General features: G+C 51.1%; 14 protein-coding genes. 4 read left to right on the top strand and 10 right to left on the bottom strand.

What is annotated here, in order from left to right; genetic code table 11:
• Positions 1 to 256 precede the first annotated feature (256 nt).
• The 3 genes from B8P98_RS04330 to B8P98_RS04340 are packed head-to-tail and all read left to right on the top strand — an operon-like array spanning position 257 to position 3,714.
• Positions 257 to 922: an HAD-IA family hydrolase gene (locus tag B8P98_RS04330; RefSeq protein WP_167382641.1), complete on the top strand. Its 666-nt coding sequence runs from the start codon at positions 257 to 259 to the stop codon at positions 920 to 922.
• Complete coding sequence (gene tkt, locus B8P98_RS04335) at positions 923 to 2,917, top strand: transketolase (RefSeq protein ID WP_095032756.1); 1,995 nt, start codon at positions 923 to 925, stop codon at positions 2,915 to 2,917.
• Positions 2,918 to 2,973: 56 nt separating this feature from the next.
• On the top strand, positions 2,974 to 3,714 hold the full coding sequence (locus B8P98_RS04340) for a phosphatase (RefSeq protein ID WP_095032757.1): 741 nt from the start codon (positions 2,974 to 2,976) through the stop codon (positions 3,712 to 3,714).
• A 97-nt stretch (positions 3,715 to 3,811) separates the two neighbouring features.
• On the opposite strand, the gene B8P98_RS04345 is transcribed toward B8P98_RS04340, so the two are convergent.
• The 6 genes from B8P98_RS04345 to B8P98_RS04370 all read right to left on the bottom strand — a co-directional run bounded on the left by B8P98_RS04345 (position 3,812) and on the right by B8P98_RS04370 (position 10,904).
• Complete coding sequence (locus B8P98_RS04345) at positions 3,812 to 4,201, bottom strand: PTS fructose transporter subunit IIB (protein ID WP_001515329.1); 390 nt, start codon at positions 4,199 to 4,201, stop codon at positions 3,812 to 3,814.
• Positions 4,198 to 5,052 carry a helix-turn-helix domain-containing protein gene (locus B8P98_RS04350; protein WP_032729062.1) on the bottom strand — a complete coding sequence of 285 codons (855 nt, stop codon included), beginning with the start codon at positions 5,050 to 5,052 and terminating at the stop codon, positions 4,198 to 4,200. Before B8P98_RS04350 ends, B8P98_RS04345 begins: the two co-directional genes overlap by 4 nt.
• 1 nt (position 5,053) lies before the next feature.
• Positions 5,054 to 6,073, bottom strand: a complete 1,020-nt coding sequence (locus B8P98_RS04355; protein ID WP_024274694.1) for a PTS fructose transporter subunit IIC — start codon at positions 6,071 to 6,073, stop codon at positions 5,054 to 5,056.
• 23 nt (positions 6,074 to 6,096) lie between these two features.
• The gene (gene ptsP / locus B8P98_RS04360; protein WP_095032758.1) at positions 6,097 to 8,598 is read right to left on the bottom strand and encodes a phosphoenolpyruvate--protein phosphotransferase; all 2,502 of its coding nucleotides are present in this window, start codon (positions 8,596 to 8,598) and stop codon (positions 6,097 to 6,099) included.
• 438 nt (positions 8,599 to 9,036) lie between these two features.
• Complete coding sequence (locus B8P98_RS04365; protein WP_095032759.1) at positions 9,037 to 10,026, bottom strand: aldo/keto reductase; 990 nt, start codon at positions 10,024 to 10,026, stop codon at positions 9,037 to 9,039.
• A 26-nt stretch (positions 10,027 to 10,052) separates the two neighbouring features.
• Entirely contained in the window at positions 10,053 to 10,904 is an 852-nt protein-coding gene (locus B8P98_RS04370) for an aldo/keto reductase (protein WP_095032760.1), read from the bottom strand.
• Between the two features lie 293 nt (positions 10,905 to 11,197).
• Between B8P98_RS04370 and B8P98_RS04375 the strand changes: the two genes are divergently transcribed.
• Positions 11,198 to 12,664, top strand: coding sequence for an HNH endonuclease (locus B8P98_RS04375; protein ID WP_095032761.1), 1,467 nt, complete (start codon positions 11,198 to 11,200; stop codon positions 12,662 to 12,664).
• Positions 12,665 to 12,827: 163 nt separating this feature from the next.
• On the opposite strand, the gene B8P98_RS04380 is transcribed toward B8P98_RS04375, so the two are convergent.
• The 4 genes from B8P98_RS04380 to B8P98_RS04395 all read right to left on the bottom strand — a co-directional run bounded on the left by B8P98_RS04380 (position 12,828) and on the right by B8P98_RS04395 (position 15,812).
• The gene (locus tag B8P98_RS04380) at positions 12,828 to 13,892 is read right to left on the bottom strand and encodes an alpha/beta hydrolase (RefSeq protein ID WP_095032762.1); all 1,065 of its coding nucleotides are present in this window, start codon (positions 13,890 to 13,892) and stop codon (positions 12,828 to 12,830) included.
• A gap of 107 nt (positions 13,893 to 13,999) precedes the next feature.
• On the bottom strand, positions 14,000 to 14,584 hold the full coding sequence (locus tag B8P98_RS04385) for a flavodoxin (RefSeq protein WP_095032763.1): 585 nt from the start codon (positions 14,582 to 14,584) through the stop codon (positions 14,000 to 14,002).
• 9 nt (positions 14,585 to 14,593) lie between these two features.
• The gene (locus B8P98_RS04390) at positions 14,594 to 15,355 is read right to left on the bottom strand and encodes a carboxymuconolactone decarboxylase family protein (protein WP_095032764.1); all 762 of its coding nucleotides are present in this window, start codon (positions 15,353 to 15,355) and stop codon (positions 14,594 to 14,596) included.
• A complete protein-coding gene (locus B8P98_RS04395) occupies positions 15,333 to 15,812 on the bottom strand; it encodes a (R)-mandelonitrile lyase (RefSeq protein WP_095032765.1) in 480 nt (159 codons plus the stop codon). The genes B8P98_RS04390 and B8P98_RS04395 overlap by 23 nt, the downstream gene beginning before the upstream one ends.
• Positions 15,813 to 15,859 lie beyond the last annotated feature (47 nt).

The following is a 15,859-nucleotide window of genomic DNA, read 5'->3' on the forward strand; positions in this document are numbered from 1 at the left end:
TAGAAAAAAAGTGACCTTTGCTTGAATAAAAAAGCCTGATTATTATTTTGTGATCGAGGTCATGAAATTATATAGAATTACTGTGATGTGTGTATTGCGAGATGATTTAAGTAATTGTGATGGCAGCCGCACTATTATTAACGGGTGAGCAGTGGTCACGTAATTGCTATTAAAGTGACTTTCTTTCTATTCAATGGTCATGGGTAATGGAGTACAAAATAATACACACTCTATTTATTTCATTGTGGTAATTACGATGCATTTTCGTGGAATATTACTGGATTTAGACGGGACGCTGGTGAACTCGCTGGATTTCGTTGAGACCTCCTGGCGTTTATGGGCCACTACAAAAGAGCTGGATCCGAGGGCGGTATGCCATTATCTCCACGGTAAACCCGCTTTGAGTACGCTGCGCCACTTTATGCCCGATGCCAGCGAACAGATCATCATCGACGAATTTCTCGCGCTGGAAGAGTTTGAAGCGAGCAATACTGACGGCATCACTGCGGTTAACGGGGCTGTTGATTTTCTCCGCCAGCTTGAGCAGTTGCAGGTCCCCTGGGCCATTGTGACTTCCGGGTCGCTGAAGGTTGCCTCAGCACGGATCCGACAAGCCGGTTTCCCCGTTCCGCCGGTGCTGGTGACCAGCGAAGATATTCATCATGGCAAGCCGCATCCGGAGCCGTTCCTGACGGGTGCAGCCCGACTCGGTCTTTCTCCCGCTAATTGCCTCGCTTTTGAAGACTCCACTGCCGGTCTGCTTTCTGCCACCCAGGCAGGGTGCGTGGTGGTTGAAGTCCTGACCCGCCAGTCTGTAGTTCACGATATCGATACCTGGAAAACCATTGATAACTACCTCGACCTACGCGTAACGCGCAAGGGCGAGGCAGATTTTTTACTTAAGATTCAGAGGGAGTTTTAAATGCCATCACGAAAAACCCTGGCCAATGCCATCCGTATGCTGAGTGTCGATGCCGTTCAGCGGGCAAATTCCGGTCATCCGGGCGCACCGATGGGAATGGCGGATATTGCCGAAGTCCTGTGGCGGGATTTTCTCAACCATAACCCGAATAACCCCGCGTGGGCCAACCGCGACCGTTTTGTACTCTCCAACGGTCACGGCTCAATGCTGCTCTACAGCCTGCTGCACCTTACCGGCTACGATTTGCCGATTGATGAGCTGAAAAACTTCCGTCAGCTGCATTCGAAAACGCCGGGGCACCCGGAAGTGGGTTACACCGCGGGCATCGAAACCACCACCGGGCCGCTGGGGCAGGGGATAGCCAATGCGGTCGGCATGGCTATCGCCGAGAAAACTCTCGCGGCGCAATTTAACCGCCCGGGCCACGACATTGTCGATCACTTCACATATACCTTTATGGGCGACGGTTGCATGATGGAGGGCATTTCTCATGAAGTTTGCTCCCTGGCCGGGACGCTGAAGCTCGGTAAGCTGGTGGCGTTCTACGACGATAACGGCATCTCTATCGATGGTCACGTCGAGGGATGGTTCACCGACGACACCGCCAAACGCTTTGAGGCTTACGGCTGGCATGTGGTACGCGGAGTCGATGGGCATGATCCTGAATCCATCCGTGCCGCGATTGATGTTGCAAAGTCGATTACCACCATGCCGACGTTAATTATCTGCAAAACGGTGATTGGTTTTGGCTCTCCGCATAAAGCGGGTACTCATGATGTCCACGGCGCGCCGCTGGGCGAGGCTGAAGTGGCGGCAACGCGTGAAGCGCTGGACTGGCCGTATCCACCGTTTGTTATCCCCACTGAGATAGCTTCGCAGTGGGACGCCCGCAAATCAGGGCAGGCTAAGGAGGCTGCGTGGAACCAGCAGTTTGCCACATACGCGAAAGCGTTCCCCGAGCTGGCAGATGAATTTACCCGTCGGGTGAATGGGCAACTGCCTGCAGATTTTGCCAGCAAGGCGCAGGCGTTTATTGAAAAATTGCAGGCCAAACCGGCGAAAATCGCCAGCCGTAAAGCCTCGCAGAATGCGATTGAAGCCTTCGGTCCACTGTTGCCGGAATTCCTCGGCGGCTCTGCGGATCTGGCTCCATCGAACCTGACCTTGTGGTCCGGCTCTAAAGCGATTAACGAAGACAGCGCCGGGAACTACATTCACTACGGCGTGCGTGAGTTCGGTATGACTGCTATCGCCAACGGTATTGCGCTGCACGGTGGCTTCCTGCCGTACACCTCGACGTTCCTGATGTTTGTCGAATACGCACGCAACGCGGTGCGCATGGCGGCGCTGATGAAGCAGCGTCAGGTGATGGTTTACACCCACGACTCTATTGGCCTGGGCGAAGATGGCCCGACCCATCAGCCTGTCGAGCAAATTGCCTCACTGCGCATGACGCCGAACCTCAGCACCTGGCGTCCCTGCGATCAGGTGGAGTCGGCGGTGGCGTGGAAATATGGTGTTGAGCGCCAGGTTGGTCCTACGGCGCTGATTTTTTCCCGGCAAAACCTGACCCAGCAGGAACGGACCTGGCAGCAGGTGCAGGATATCGCGCGCGGCGGCTATGTACTGAAGAATTGCGAGGGGCAACCGCAGCTGATCCTTATCGCGACCGGCTCGGAGGTGGAGCTGGCGGTAGCCGCATGGCAGCAACTGACGGCTGAAGGTGTGAAGGCGCGGGTGGTCTCCATGCCGTCCACCGATGTCTTCGACAAGCAGGATGCGGCGTATCGTGAAGTGGTGTTGCCGCAAGCGGTTTCTGCGCGTATTGCCGTGGAAGCGGGGATCGCGGATTACTGGTTTAAATATGTCGGGCTGAACGGCGCGATTATCGGTATGCAGACCTACGGCGAGTCCGCCCCGGCGGAACAGCTTTATCAGGAGTTTGGCATTACCGTTGAGGTGGTGTTGCAGCAGGCAAAAGCGCTTCTGGCTTAACCTTTAACGGCCTCTTACATGCTAAGGGGCCGTTTTTCATTAAGGGGAGAGATAACATGTATCCCGTCGACCTTCATATGCATACCCTGGCCAGCACCCACGCCTATAGTACGGTTCATGACTATATCGCCGCCGCGGTGCGTAAACATATTCGCCTGATCGCCATTACCGACCATGGCCCGGAAATGGTTGATGCGCCGCATCCGTTTCACTTTAATAATTTGCGTGTGCTGCCGCGCGTTGTCGATGGTGTGGGGATCCTGCGCGGTATTGAGGCCAATATCAAACCTGGTGGTGAGACCGACTGCAGCGACAAAATGCGTGCGTCGCTGGATTTAGTGATTGCCGGATTCCATAAGCAGGTGTTTGCGCCTGCGGACATTACCACCAATACCGATGCGCTGATTGCAGTAATAGCGAGCGGGAAGGTCCATATTATCAGCCACCCCGGTAACCCGGAGTATCCAATTGATATCCCGGCGGTGGTGGCCGCGGCTAAGGAGTGTCATGTGGCGTTGGAGGTTAATAACGCCTCTTTCGTCCATTCACGTAAGGGCAGTGAGGGGAACTGTTGCAAAATTGTAGCAGCCGTGCGCGACAGCGGCGGACTTCTCTCATTGGGTAGCGATTCACACAGCGCGTTTTCTCTGGGGGACTTTAGCGCCTGTCAGCATCTGCTGGTGGAGGCTGATTTTCCAGCATCAAGAGTGCTGAATACCTCTGTGCGACGAGTGCTGACGTTTCTGGAACAGCACGGCGGGGGGCGGATAGCCGAGCTTTATGCGCTTCCTGGCTAAAAATCTTGTGGGTTAAACCCTCTCCCAATAATGGGAGAGGAAGTTCGGCGTGTCTGTGCGGTTTTGAGACTGGACTGTTAGAGCCAGGGAAAACCACCTACAGGTCAATAACATTGCCTCGCGGCAGATTTAAAGACTTACGAATGGCGGCGATAACCTCAGTTGGTTTGAGTAACAGCGAATTAATACAAACATTCAGAATACGGCAACCCTCAAAGCGTGAAGGATTATCGATAGTAATATCGGATGCGATGATGGTGAGCTCAGACTCGAAAATATCTTTATCGGTAATTGGATTCTTAAGCCCCAGTACGCCCTGAGTCTCAATTTTGATCGCAAAGTGATACTGCTTCGCCAGTTTTTCCAGCTGCTCTGCGGCCATGTACGTATGCGCCACGCCGGTCGCGCACGCGGTCACCGCCACAATATGCAGATGACGTTCGCTGGAGAAAGGCTGAATCTCATCTCTTGTTGCACGAGTGGTCATGATCTTGCTCCTTTATTTTTGCGGCGGTATTCAAGCGGCGTACAGTCGTTGATATCGCGAAACACCTTGCAGAAATAGTTAGTATCTGTGAAACCGCACTTTTCTGAAACTTCGTTTATTTTCAGATTGGTATTGGTCAGCAGCGTTTTTGAACGTGAAATGCGGGCTAACTTGAGATATTCGTTAAATTTCACGTCTGACTCCTTCGAAAACAGACGCGACAGATAGCCTGGGGAAATATTAAACGTTTCGGCGACGCTTTCCCGGCTAATGTCCGTGTGGTAGTGACTATCGATATGGCTCTTAATTTCGTCCAGCAGTGAGAAGGGAGCCCGCTGGTTATTCAGGCCATCGGTAATTTGATATAGCAGGTCGTTAAGCAGCGCATAGACCACGTGGGCAAAGGTCTCGCTGGTGGTATCTTGCGACCACGCCAGCGATTCAGCCAGGTCGAGAAGCCGATCGCGAACCGTACTGCTGGAGTTTTGCAGATTGTACTTCTCTACCTCTTTAAACTGCGTGCCATCCCAGTTGCTGATGCTGAAACCGACGTCCTGCTTCCAGAAGACTATCGACATGCAAATAACCGGGCTTTCCCACAGCGGCGAGTTCCAGCTATTGGCGGGGATATAGGTGATGGTGCCGACCGGACGTTCATATTTCACGATGCGGTCCACGCCTTTCGGCAGCAGCATGCGAAGTGTGCCCTTTACCGTCAACTCAATGCGCGGAACGTGCAGATGGTAGGCCATCGCCGGAGCCTGCGTATTGCCGTTAGCTACCATGACGCCTTTGTCTATCGAGCCCTGAGCGCTGAATTCACTGAGAATAGATTGAATAAACGTAGCCATATTATGCCCGAGGTTTGATAACTGTCTTCAGGACTTTCACCGCAAAGGCGGTGGTGATGCTCCCGGCGACCACCGAAACGATGTAGCCAAAATGGTTGCTGACTACCGGTAATACGATAAGTCCGCCCCACGGGGCGGCGTTGGTTGCGCCAAACCATAGTGAGAGGATCGCCGCAACCGCACTGCCAAGCATAATTGCCGGGATCACCCGTACCGGATCCGCCGCCGCAAACGGAATTGCCCCTTCTGTTATCCCCATAAAGCCCATAATTATCGCTGGCTTACCGGCTTCTCGCTCCACATCATTAAAGATGTCTTTAAACAGAAAGGTTGCCAGCGCCAGCCCCAGAGGCGGAGTACAGTCGGCGGCAGCGACTGCCGCCATCAGCTGCGGGTTCGTTGAGATCAGTGCAACAGCAAAGAAAAAAGCGGTTTTATTCATTGGGCCGCCCATGTCAACGGCGATCATGCAGCCCAGGATGGTACCGAGGATAATAAACGACGCGCCCTGCATATTGCCAAGCCAGACGCTAAGCCACTTCATCAGCCCGGCAATCGGGTCGCCAATGATGTAATACACCGCCATGCCGGTGAGGAAGGTCCCGATCAGCGGAATAATAAATATCGGTAATACCATGCGCAGGAAGTGGGGGATTTTAAGCCGGGCGATCAGGTTCAACAGAACATAGACGACCAGCCCGGCAATAATCCCGGAGAGCATGCCGCCTAAAAATCCGGCGCCCATCTGATAAGCCATCAGGCCGCCGATGGCACCCGGCGCGATGCCCGGTTTATCGACCATCGAATACGCGATAAATCCTGACAGGATGGGGATAAACAGGGTTAAGCCAGCCATACCAATTTGCGACATGGCCTTCAGGAAACCATGGTCCGGTACGGCGGCTTCCCCGTTAAACATCACCGCGAGCGCCAACAGAACACCACCAGCGACGACAAACGGGATCATGTAGGAGACGCCGGTCATAAAATGTCGTTTAGTATTTTTTAATAGTTTTAACATGTCAGCCTCGTAACGTTTGCTGCTCAGAAGACCAGAGTTCTGGATATCAGCGTGTAAAGCGCTTCCGGGCTTTTTGCCGCTTTAATCTGGCTGACAAATTCATCATTCATGAGCATGCGCGCCAGGGTGGAGAAGTACTTCATATGCTCGTTATCCTGCGCGGATTTGCTAATCGTCAGCATGAATAGGGTATCCACCATGACGCCGCCCCAGGCGATAGGTTGCCTGAGCGTGGCAATACTGACGGAGGAATCCCTGACAGCGTCCGTTTGGGCATGGGGGATAGCAAAGCCCGAGCCAACGACGGTAGGAAAAGGCACTTCGCGAGCCCAGATATCACTGCAGAGCCTGTCACGAGTATTGGTGCGCTGCTGAAGCCACAGGTTATCAACCATCATTTTGATAGCCTCGTTTTTATCAGCGGCGTCAATTCCCCACAAAACCATCTCCGGCGACAGCAGCGGCTTTTGCGCCGCACTAACGCTCGAGTTTTGTAATGCGGCTTTGAACTGTTGTGCGTTGTGATTTTGCAAAAGATTCTGCGTCAGCGACCGGCAATCTCCGGCACTGAGTTGGCCCAGGGCGTGCTTAATCCCCGGAATCGCGGTGCAGTTCATACTCAATTCATCAAAGCCAATGCCGATAAGCAGTGGGAGAATGGTTTCGTCAGCAGCGAGTTCACCGCACAACCCGACAGGCTTACCGGCGCGATGAGCCTCTTTCACTGCGAACTGCAGGGCGCGTAAAAACGGTGGAGTGTAACTGTCATAAAGCGTTTTTACCTGGGCATTACCCCGGTCAGCGGCGAAAAAGTATTGCGTCAGGTCATTACTGCCCACGCTGAAGAAATCCGCATGTTCTGCCATCTCCGCCATAGAGAAAAGTACCGAAGGTACTTCCAGCATGATTCCGAGCGCTGTCTGTTCATCAAATGCCAGACCCTCGTGGCGCATCTCCTGTTTAACCGATTCCAGTACCTCACGACACCAGATAAGTTCTTCCACCCGAGAAATCATCGGCAGCATAATTTTGGCTTTACCTGATGCTGAGGCGCTCAGAATAGCCTTCAGTTGGGTGGAAAAAAGGTCGCGATATTGCGGATAAGTACGCACTGCCCGGAAACCAAGAAACGGGTTTTCTTCATTGTCGACGCTTAGATATCCAACCGGTTTATCACCGCCGATATCGAAGGTGCGAAAGATAACGGGCTTCCCCCCTGCCAGAGTAACAACCTGTTTATACAGGTCTGTCAGTTCAGCGCAGGAGGGCGGGCAATCGCGGCCCATATAGGTTATCTCGGTGCGAAACAGGCCGATGCTTTCCGCGCCGTTTTCAAAGGCCGCCTGCGCTTCGGCAAGGCTTGCAATATTAGCGGCTACCTCTACGCGATGCCCGTCGCGGGTTCTTGCGGGCGCTAAAGCTTTTTCCCGCAGCCGCTGCTGCATTTCCTGCTGGACGGCAATTTCATGACGGTAGTAGCGCAGAACTTTCTCATCCGGATGAGTAATCAGGATCCCCGGCTCACCATCAATGATTATCAGCTGATCGACATCGAAATCCAGCGATGAAAAATCGATATCCGCCAGGGTTGGGATACCTGACGAACGAGCCAGTATGGCTGTATGGGAGGTTTTCCCCGTAGAGGACAGCACCAGACCTGCAAGGTGTTTGCGGTTTAGCGCCAGAAACTGGTTGGGGGTCAAATGATTGGTGAAAACAATCGTCGGTTCATTTAGCAAAGGCGGGTGGTAAGCCAGAGCCTGTTCGCCATAGATCGTACTGATGAGCTGCGTCGCAATATCAAGAATATCCAGGGCGCGCTCCTGCAGATACTTGCTGGGCGAGCGCTCAAGCTGATGGCAAAAGTCAAGGGACGCCTGCGCGATGGCCGACCAGGCATTCATGTTGTTATTCAGATAACCGATCGCACTATCCTGAAATGCGATGTCGGTTATCAGAGATAGATGTGCCGCAATAAGGTCGTGTTCAATACCATGGGTTTTTGCGAGGGCGGCTTCTTGCTCTACGCGTAATGAATCTAACCCGGCAAGAAAGCGGGCTTTTTCACTTTCAATATTGCCGATATGCCCTGGATTGCGGGCGATAATATCGGTGAAAGTCAGGCTCTGCATTATCTGTGGTCTGGCGATGGCTGCGCCTTTATTTATGCGAGTTCCCTGAATCACCTGTGGGTTCAACTCGCGCAGGCAGCGGGGCAGATACCCCTGCGTGGTTATTGGTTCCGGTTCAAGGCTAAAAGTCGGGAGATCGGAAAGCAGCGTGCGCAACTGGACTGCGGCCTGCGTTTCATCCTCTCCGCAAAGGGTGATGCGGCATGTATCGTTTACCAGCGTGTCACTGGCAATCAGCGAGAGGGCGCTTTTCGCATTTGCCAGTAGTCCCGTACGGGTGTTTTCCCAGTCGATATCTGCCTGGAAAAGATTACATAGTCGCGCGATGTATCCGGCAGGCCGGGCATGAACACCTTCATGAAGCTCACATACATAGGTTATAACCACCGCCATCTCAACTCCTGAATGCTATTGTGCGCGTCAACGTGTTGCCGATCTCGCTATCTTTCACTGTTCGCAACGGTGATGACATAGTAAAAAAGTGACCTTTTCTTAAAAATAGTTACCTGATTGTGATTTTGTGACTTTTGTCATATTTATGAATGATTAACTCTCAATTACTTGTTTGATTTAGTTTGTTTTTTTGTTTCTGGCTTTTAAACCGTTTTTGCAATATGGATCACAAATTTAAAGCTAATACAAACAGGTTCATGAAATGGTGCGGGGGTAGGCAGGATAATCTGTTTCCGGCATGTCTATTCACGACTTCTCCGGCGGCATCTATCACTATGGCGTTAGCAGATATGTACCTGATTCAAAACTATCTGAGTTATCTGGCTGATTAATCAAACGAAATAAGGGTCCGCAATAGAGTACGGACCCGTCCGGGTATTAACGACCTACGCGAGCCCGATGCTCAGGAGAGTAACGCTCGCCGACGATTTTAATCGTTTCAAGCGCCTGGGTTATCTTTCGCGAGTCATCCTGAGAAAGGATGATGTCGGCGGCCCCCAGGTTTTCTTCCAGCCGGTGCAGTTTCGTGGTACCAGGGATAGGAACAATCCACGGCTTTTGTGCCAGCAGCCATGCCAGCGCGATTTGTGCAGACGTCACGCCTTTCTCTGCCGCCAGTTCACCCAGCAATGAGACCAGCTTTTCATTGGCTTCAATCGCCTGCTCGGCGAAACGCGGCACGGTGCTGCGGTAGTCATCCTTGCCAAAAGTGGTTCCTGGCCTAATCGCTCCTGTCAGGAAGCCCTTACCTAATGGACTGAAGGGTACAAAACCAATACCCAGTTCCTCCAGCAACGGCAGGATCTCCTGCTCAGGCTCGCGCCACCACATGGAGTATTCGCTTTGCAGCGCCGTGACAGGTTGTACGGCATGCGCACGACGAATGGTTTGCGCACCCGCTTCGGACAGACCGAAATGTTTAACTTTGCCTTCAGCTATCAGATCTTTTACCGTACCGGCAACATCTTCAATCGGGACATCCGGATCGACACGGTGTTGGTATAGCAGGTCAATGATATCAGTCTTAAGACGGCGTAATGATCCTTCCACAGCTTCACGGATATGCTCCGGACGGCTGTTTAAAATCTGCTGCTTGTTGTCGTCGCCAAAAGTAAAACCAAACTTAGTGGCAATGACCACACGGTCACGAAACGGTTTTAAGGCTTCGCCGACAACTTCTTCATTGAGGAAGGGGCCATACACTTCAGCGGTATCGAAGAAGGTGACGCCACGTTCAACCGCTGCGCGAATGAGCTCGATAGCCTGACGAGTATCGGTCGCCGGACCATAGCCGTGGCTTAAGCCCATGCAACCGAGCCCAAGCGCGGAGACTTCGAGTCGGGATTTACCCAGATAACGTTTTTGCATTGAATGAATACCTCTTTTATCGCGGCTTAAACATCAAGTTTGCGGCCAGTCAGCCATTCCACCATCGCCGGGTCGCGGTGAGAGAAGAAGGCGCTGGTTGCAGTGTCGAGGGCAGCAATCTGCAGCATATCTTCAGAATTGAGTTCAAAATCGAGAATATTGATGTTCTCTTCCATGCGTTCTTTGCGCACCGATTTCGCCAGCGAAACGATGCCTCGCTGGAAGATCCAACGCAGCACAACCTGACCCACGCTTTTGCCGTACTTCTGGCCAATTGCCGTTAACACGGGATGCTGGAACAGGCCATTTTTACCCTCTGCAAACGGTGCCCAGGCTTCCGGCTGGATGCCATGGCTTTGATTCCATGGAACGGCATGCAGCTGCTGGTTGAAGGGGTTAACCTCAATCTGGTTCACCGCAGGAGCCACTTTGTTGAAGGCGATAAGGTCGGCCAATCGATCAGGATGGAAGTTGCTTACGCCGATAGCACGAATTTTGCCAGCCTGCTGCAGTTCTTCCATAGCACGCCATGCTCCATGGACATCGCCATAAGGCTGGTGAATCAGATACAGGTCGACGTAATCAAGTTGCAGCCGATTCAGGGAGCGTTCGAACTGTGCTTTAGCGCCTTCGTAATTGGTATCCTGTAGCCAAAGTTTAGTGGTAACAAAGAGTTCGTTACGGGCGATACCGGTCTGTTTCAGTGCGTTCCCGACCTGGGTTTCATTCTGGTAAGACGCGGCGGTATCAATCAGACGGTATCCCGTATCAATGGCATCAATCACGGCCCTTTCGCATTCGGCGGCATCAGACATCTGAAATACACCAAAGCCCAACAGGGGCATTTCAATACCGTTGTTCAGTTTTACAGTTTGCATGACGTTATCCTTCAGCTGTTGTGTTGGAAAAGCATAACGCAAAGTGATTTTTTCGATTAGATGGGGTAATTAGCTAGGGTTTATTAGATGTGTTCATTAATTGAGAGGGACTGATGGTCGGCTTTGTGTCAGAAGTCTTCTGAAAATTGATGATTCATTTTGCAGAGATACTTATATATGACGGTAATGCCATTATTCCGTCAGCTCTTACAGTGCTTGCCGTCACATGTATAGACGATTGATCAGAATGGTTTGTATACTTCCTCATATCTACAGATTTTTCAGGTTAACACATGAAAATGACACGCTTAGAAGCTATCAAAGCATGGGGAAGAGCAAGCCGTGAAGGTAAGACCATTCCTGACGAGGTCAGAGAAGTTCTGATCAGCACCCAAAATGATAGCCGCAATGATTTCCATGTAGAACCTCCTACAGCTAAAGTTAGAATTAGCAAAGAGCAAGTAAAAAGGAATATAAATGGTAAGAAACCGTTAATTGCACCTGCTACTATCCGTAGCGTAGGAGGTGCTTTAACTCCTGCACAAATGGAAGTCTACAACCAAAAACGCAAGCTAGATAACCAAAAGCGTAAACATAATCCTCAACATTATTCAAATATAATGCTTGAACTTCTTGCATCTGGATTGTCAAAAAAGCAAGCAACGAAGAAAGCAAAAGCTATTATTCAGGGAGAAACACTAGAGCGACTCAATAACGAGAAAAATAAACCAGCAGCTAAAGCAACTCTTTCGGCCAAACATAGGACCATTCTTAATGAAGAAAAAATTAAATCTGATCCATGGCATATAGCTAAAGTTAAACAGGACAAAATAAATCAAGATAATAATGAACAAAAAAAGATAGAAGCAGCCATTATAAGACGTCCGATTTCATGTATCGAATGCAAGATTGATTTTAAGTCTTTTGGCGGGTTTGTTGACCATACCAGAGATATTCATCATGCGAGCGTAAGTACACCTAAGTTAATTGTAGAGATTGAAATAGCTATTGCCGCAGCTGATATTATAATAGGGTCGCCTGAATTACCATCTAATGAATCAGTAGAGGAAGTTGTTTCTATTCCTGTTGCCAAGATGCCAGAATCCTTTAGTGATAAATGGATCAGGTTGTTTACAGAAAATGGATATACAGTTGCTATGGTTGATGCTTTCAAACGTGAAGCAACTAAGCAAGGCATGGACGTAAAACAGGTACATGAATTTCTTAGTGTCTGTAAGCCGTCAAAACATCTAGTAGAATCCCCTGTACGCCCTCTAGAAGTGATTACTCCCCCTGAACAACCCAATTCCATTACAAATCCCGTAGAAGAGCTTGTAGACTCAGTTGCTAATGATGCTTCTTACGTTTCAGCTCTTTCTGAATCTATTGAGCAAGCGTTGTTCGCTGATCGTATTGTCCGTACCCGTACTAATCAGAGCGATTTTAAAGAGCGTGTAGCCGCTAACTTTGGTTATCGCTGTGCCATAACGAATAGTGGAGAAGCCCTAGAGGCAGCTCACATTGAGCCAGTAGGAACAGGAAATAATAATACCTCTAACGGATTATTGATGCTTGCATGTTTGCATCGTCTTTTTGATGCAGGATTAATGGCTATTAATCCTGACTTACTCACCGTACATTTCAGGCCTGATTGCACATACTTTGCTAAAAGCATGTTGGAAGGTAAAAAAATAAATGATCACTCAGTTCCTTTGAATAAGTCGGGGTTGCTAGAGCGCTGGCATAGCTTTGATGTATAAGGGCATGACAAAGTGAATTGTAACTATTTCTGTAGTCATTTTTGTGGGAGCAAAAGTGCCAATTTCCACTCATCGCTTAAGGCCGATCATAACGTTTCCATTTTTTAATGAAAATCGCATTTATATTGAGCCTTCATTAATGAAGGCTCAATATTGGCTCTTCCTATTGCAGATCTTTGTCCTTCAGAAATTTAGTTACTAAATCAGCAATCTGCACATTATTTAAATCAGAGAACGGGAAGTGGGTATTCCCTTTGATTCCCACTTCAGGCAGATGCGTCACCGTAACATCCCCGCCATGCTTGTTCACCACGTCACGCCACTCGCGGGCCATCGCCAGACGTACGCGCCAGCTGTCCTGCGCGGGCATGGCGACAGGTTTATCCGGTATGTTATCGCCGTAAATAATCAGAATCGGGATTTTGGTCAGTGCCATAAACTGCTCCATTGGCACAGGCTCACCCTTCAGCGTGTCGAACGCGCTTGGCATAGGGGCTGGGAGTTCTTTTTCAGGGAAGACAAAGCTGCTGCCAGGCTCAAAAGCGACAATGGCTTTGACCTTGTTGTTTTTCATCGCCGTGTACCAGCCAGGTCCGCCGCCCTGAGAGTGGGTGAAGAGGATTGCCGGGCCGGATTTATCCACGACGGCTGACATCGCATCAGAGATAACATTGATATCAAACGGCCCGGTATTTGGGGTCATCTGACGGAAATACTGATTCAGTGCTTCTTTGTCGTGAGAAAACTGAACACCTTTAAAATACTCTGGCCACACGCCAATGCGGAACTGGTTAAACCACATTTGTTCATCCGGTTTAGGCGTAACAGTACCTTCTACAGTCGTGCGCCCGGCGCTGCCCCGACGCGGCTGATCGACAAGATAAGTTGAGAACCCGCGACGCAGGAAGATGTTCTGGAACCCTTCGCGACCATCCGGGGTACTTTCCCAGGTACGGGAGAACTGACCTGCGCCGTGCAGCATGACGATAGGGTATTTATGCGGATTCTCCGGGATTTGGTAGAACACTGAGGCATGATCGCCATGATAGGTTTGGCCAGCTGAATCCAGCGGCTTTTTTGCATCAAATGTTCCTGGTGCGGTGATGATAGTGCCACCAGCAGAAAAGCTTCCTTGTTCCTGAATGACCATCGGCTCGGCATAGACCGACTGAGCCACCAGGCCGCCCGCCATTACGCAGATGGCCAGCGTTTTTAAGATTGTCTTCAAGATTACATCCTCTGTTATGTTTGCCGCTCAATAATATCTGAGTTGTCCGCGTTAATTATTTAGCACCCCTGATTGCCCTTATTTGGCAGACTCATGAATGCGGACGATTAACTGCGTATTGTCTCTAACCAACTTGTTACCGTTTCAGTGGTTCTTCGCTCCTGGTCGCATTCAATGACCAGCGGTTTTTCCCGATGTGCAGTTGGGGCGAGACTGGCAAGGATGTCGTCGCTGTCTCCTTTACCGTAGCCACCGTGAGTAATGAAGGGGATGATTAACTTGCCCGCAAGGTTGTGGCTGCTGAGAAATGCTTGCACGACAGGCGGTACGCTGGTCCCCCAGATCGGAAAGCCTAAATACACGGTCTCGTAGCGTGAGAAATCTGCGACGCTATTTTTTAATGCAGGTTTTACGCCTCGCTCACGCTCTTTTTTCGCCTGTTCAACGGTCTGAAAATAGTCTCCCGGATAAGGCGTAGCCGGTTCGATTTCAAACAGATCGGTATTCAGGCTGCGGTGAATGACGCCCGCAATCACCCGTGTATTTCCGCTGCGGGAAAAGTACGCCACCAGAACACGGCTTTTACCCTGCACGTTTGCGGTTCCGGTCGCAGCTGAGGCAAAAGAAACGTTCGCCAGCGTCAGCCCGGCAAGCGCGGTGATTAACATTCTGCGGTTGGGATCATGCTCCATAACCCACTCCTAATTGTTTGCGAGCGCCTGCTGCAGCGCCTTTTCAGCTCGCGTTGCTGCATCACTTTCGCCATGTTCACGCAGAACCTGTGCCAGCTGGCGCAGCTGCGACGCCGTCAGGCCGACCCGCATGCTTGCTCGCGTATGCGACAGCAGTTGTGATTCGACGCCCGGCGTGGCCGCTAATGCGCCAACCGTTGCCAGCTCGCGGCTTTGCCAGTCGAGGTTATCACGGGCGAAAATGTCGCCGAAAAGGTGCGTTTGCAGGAACTGGTTAATCACCGGGGCAAAATCAAACAGTGGGCCCTGGACGGGAGCGCCTGAGATTTTTGTCTGGTTTGCGGTACCGACACGGCGAAGCTCACCCCCGACAGGGATCGGGGCAATCGGTTCTTTACCCTCAACGTCTTTGATACCACGTTGTTTACGTGCTTCGACGACCTTCATCAGTTCACTAAGCGCATTCAGGCTACGGGGGAAGCCCGTATAGGCATAAAGCTGGACGAGAATCTCTTTGGTTTCGTTTATCGTGAGCCCTGCGTCAAGACCCTGATTCAGGGCTGCATTCAGCTTATCCATCTGACTGCTGGCCATCGATGCGGCAATCAACGGGATGGCCTGCTGGCGGGCTGACAGCGTATCTGAAACCGTTTGTTCGCGGTTCATTTCTGAGGCTCCTTTATTGACGGGCGCAGCATGTACCGCGAGACCAAAACCAAAGGTCAGCAATACCGCTGCCGCTAATGCTTTAATGGGCGTGGTATTGTTCATCTGTCACTTTCTCCATCCAGTTAACGCTTTTGCCATCCACAATCCCGGTTATCGCCAGATGCGTCATCGCGCTGCCGGGTGCCGCCCCGTGCCAGTGTTTGACGCCCGCCGGGCAAGAGATAACGTCACCGGCGCGGATAACCTGCACCGGCTGGCCTTCTTGTTGGGTGAGCCCAACACCCGAGGTCACAATCAGCCGCTGACCTGCCGGATGCGTATGCCAGGCGGAACGAGCGCCGGGTTCAAACGTGACATAAGCCCCGGAAACAGGGATGTCGTTATCCGGTTTGAAGAGAGGATCAACCCTGACGTGACCGGTAAAGTTCTCGGCTGGCCCGTACAACGTGTTCTGACTTCCTGCGGGGGCGATATGGACAGCAGGATTTTGCTCCGCTGCCCAGGATGAAAATGTGAAGAGGGGCAGTAATAGCCCGAGGTAACATAAATGTCCGATCATGCAAAGCGTCCTTATCAATGAAGAGGGGATTGCCTGCGATGATTTTA

The organism is Klebsiella quasivariicola, assembly GCF_002269255.1.
In the GTDB taxonomy this organism is placed as follows: domain Bacteria; phylum Pseudomonadota; class Gammaproteobacteria; order Enterobacterales; family Enterobacteriaceae; genus Klebsiella; species Klebsiella quasivariicola.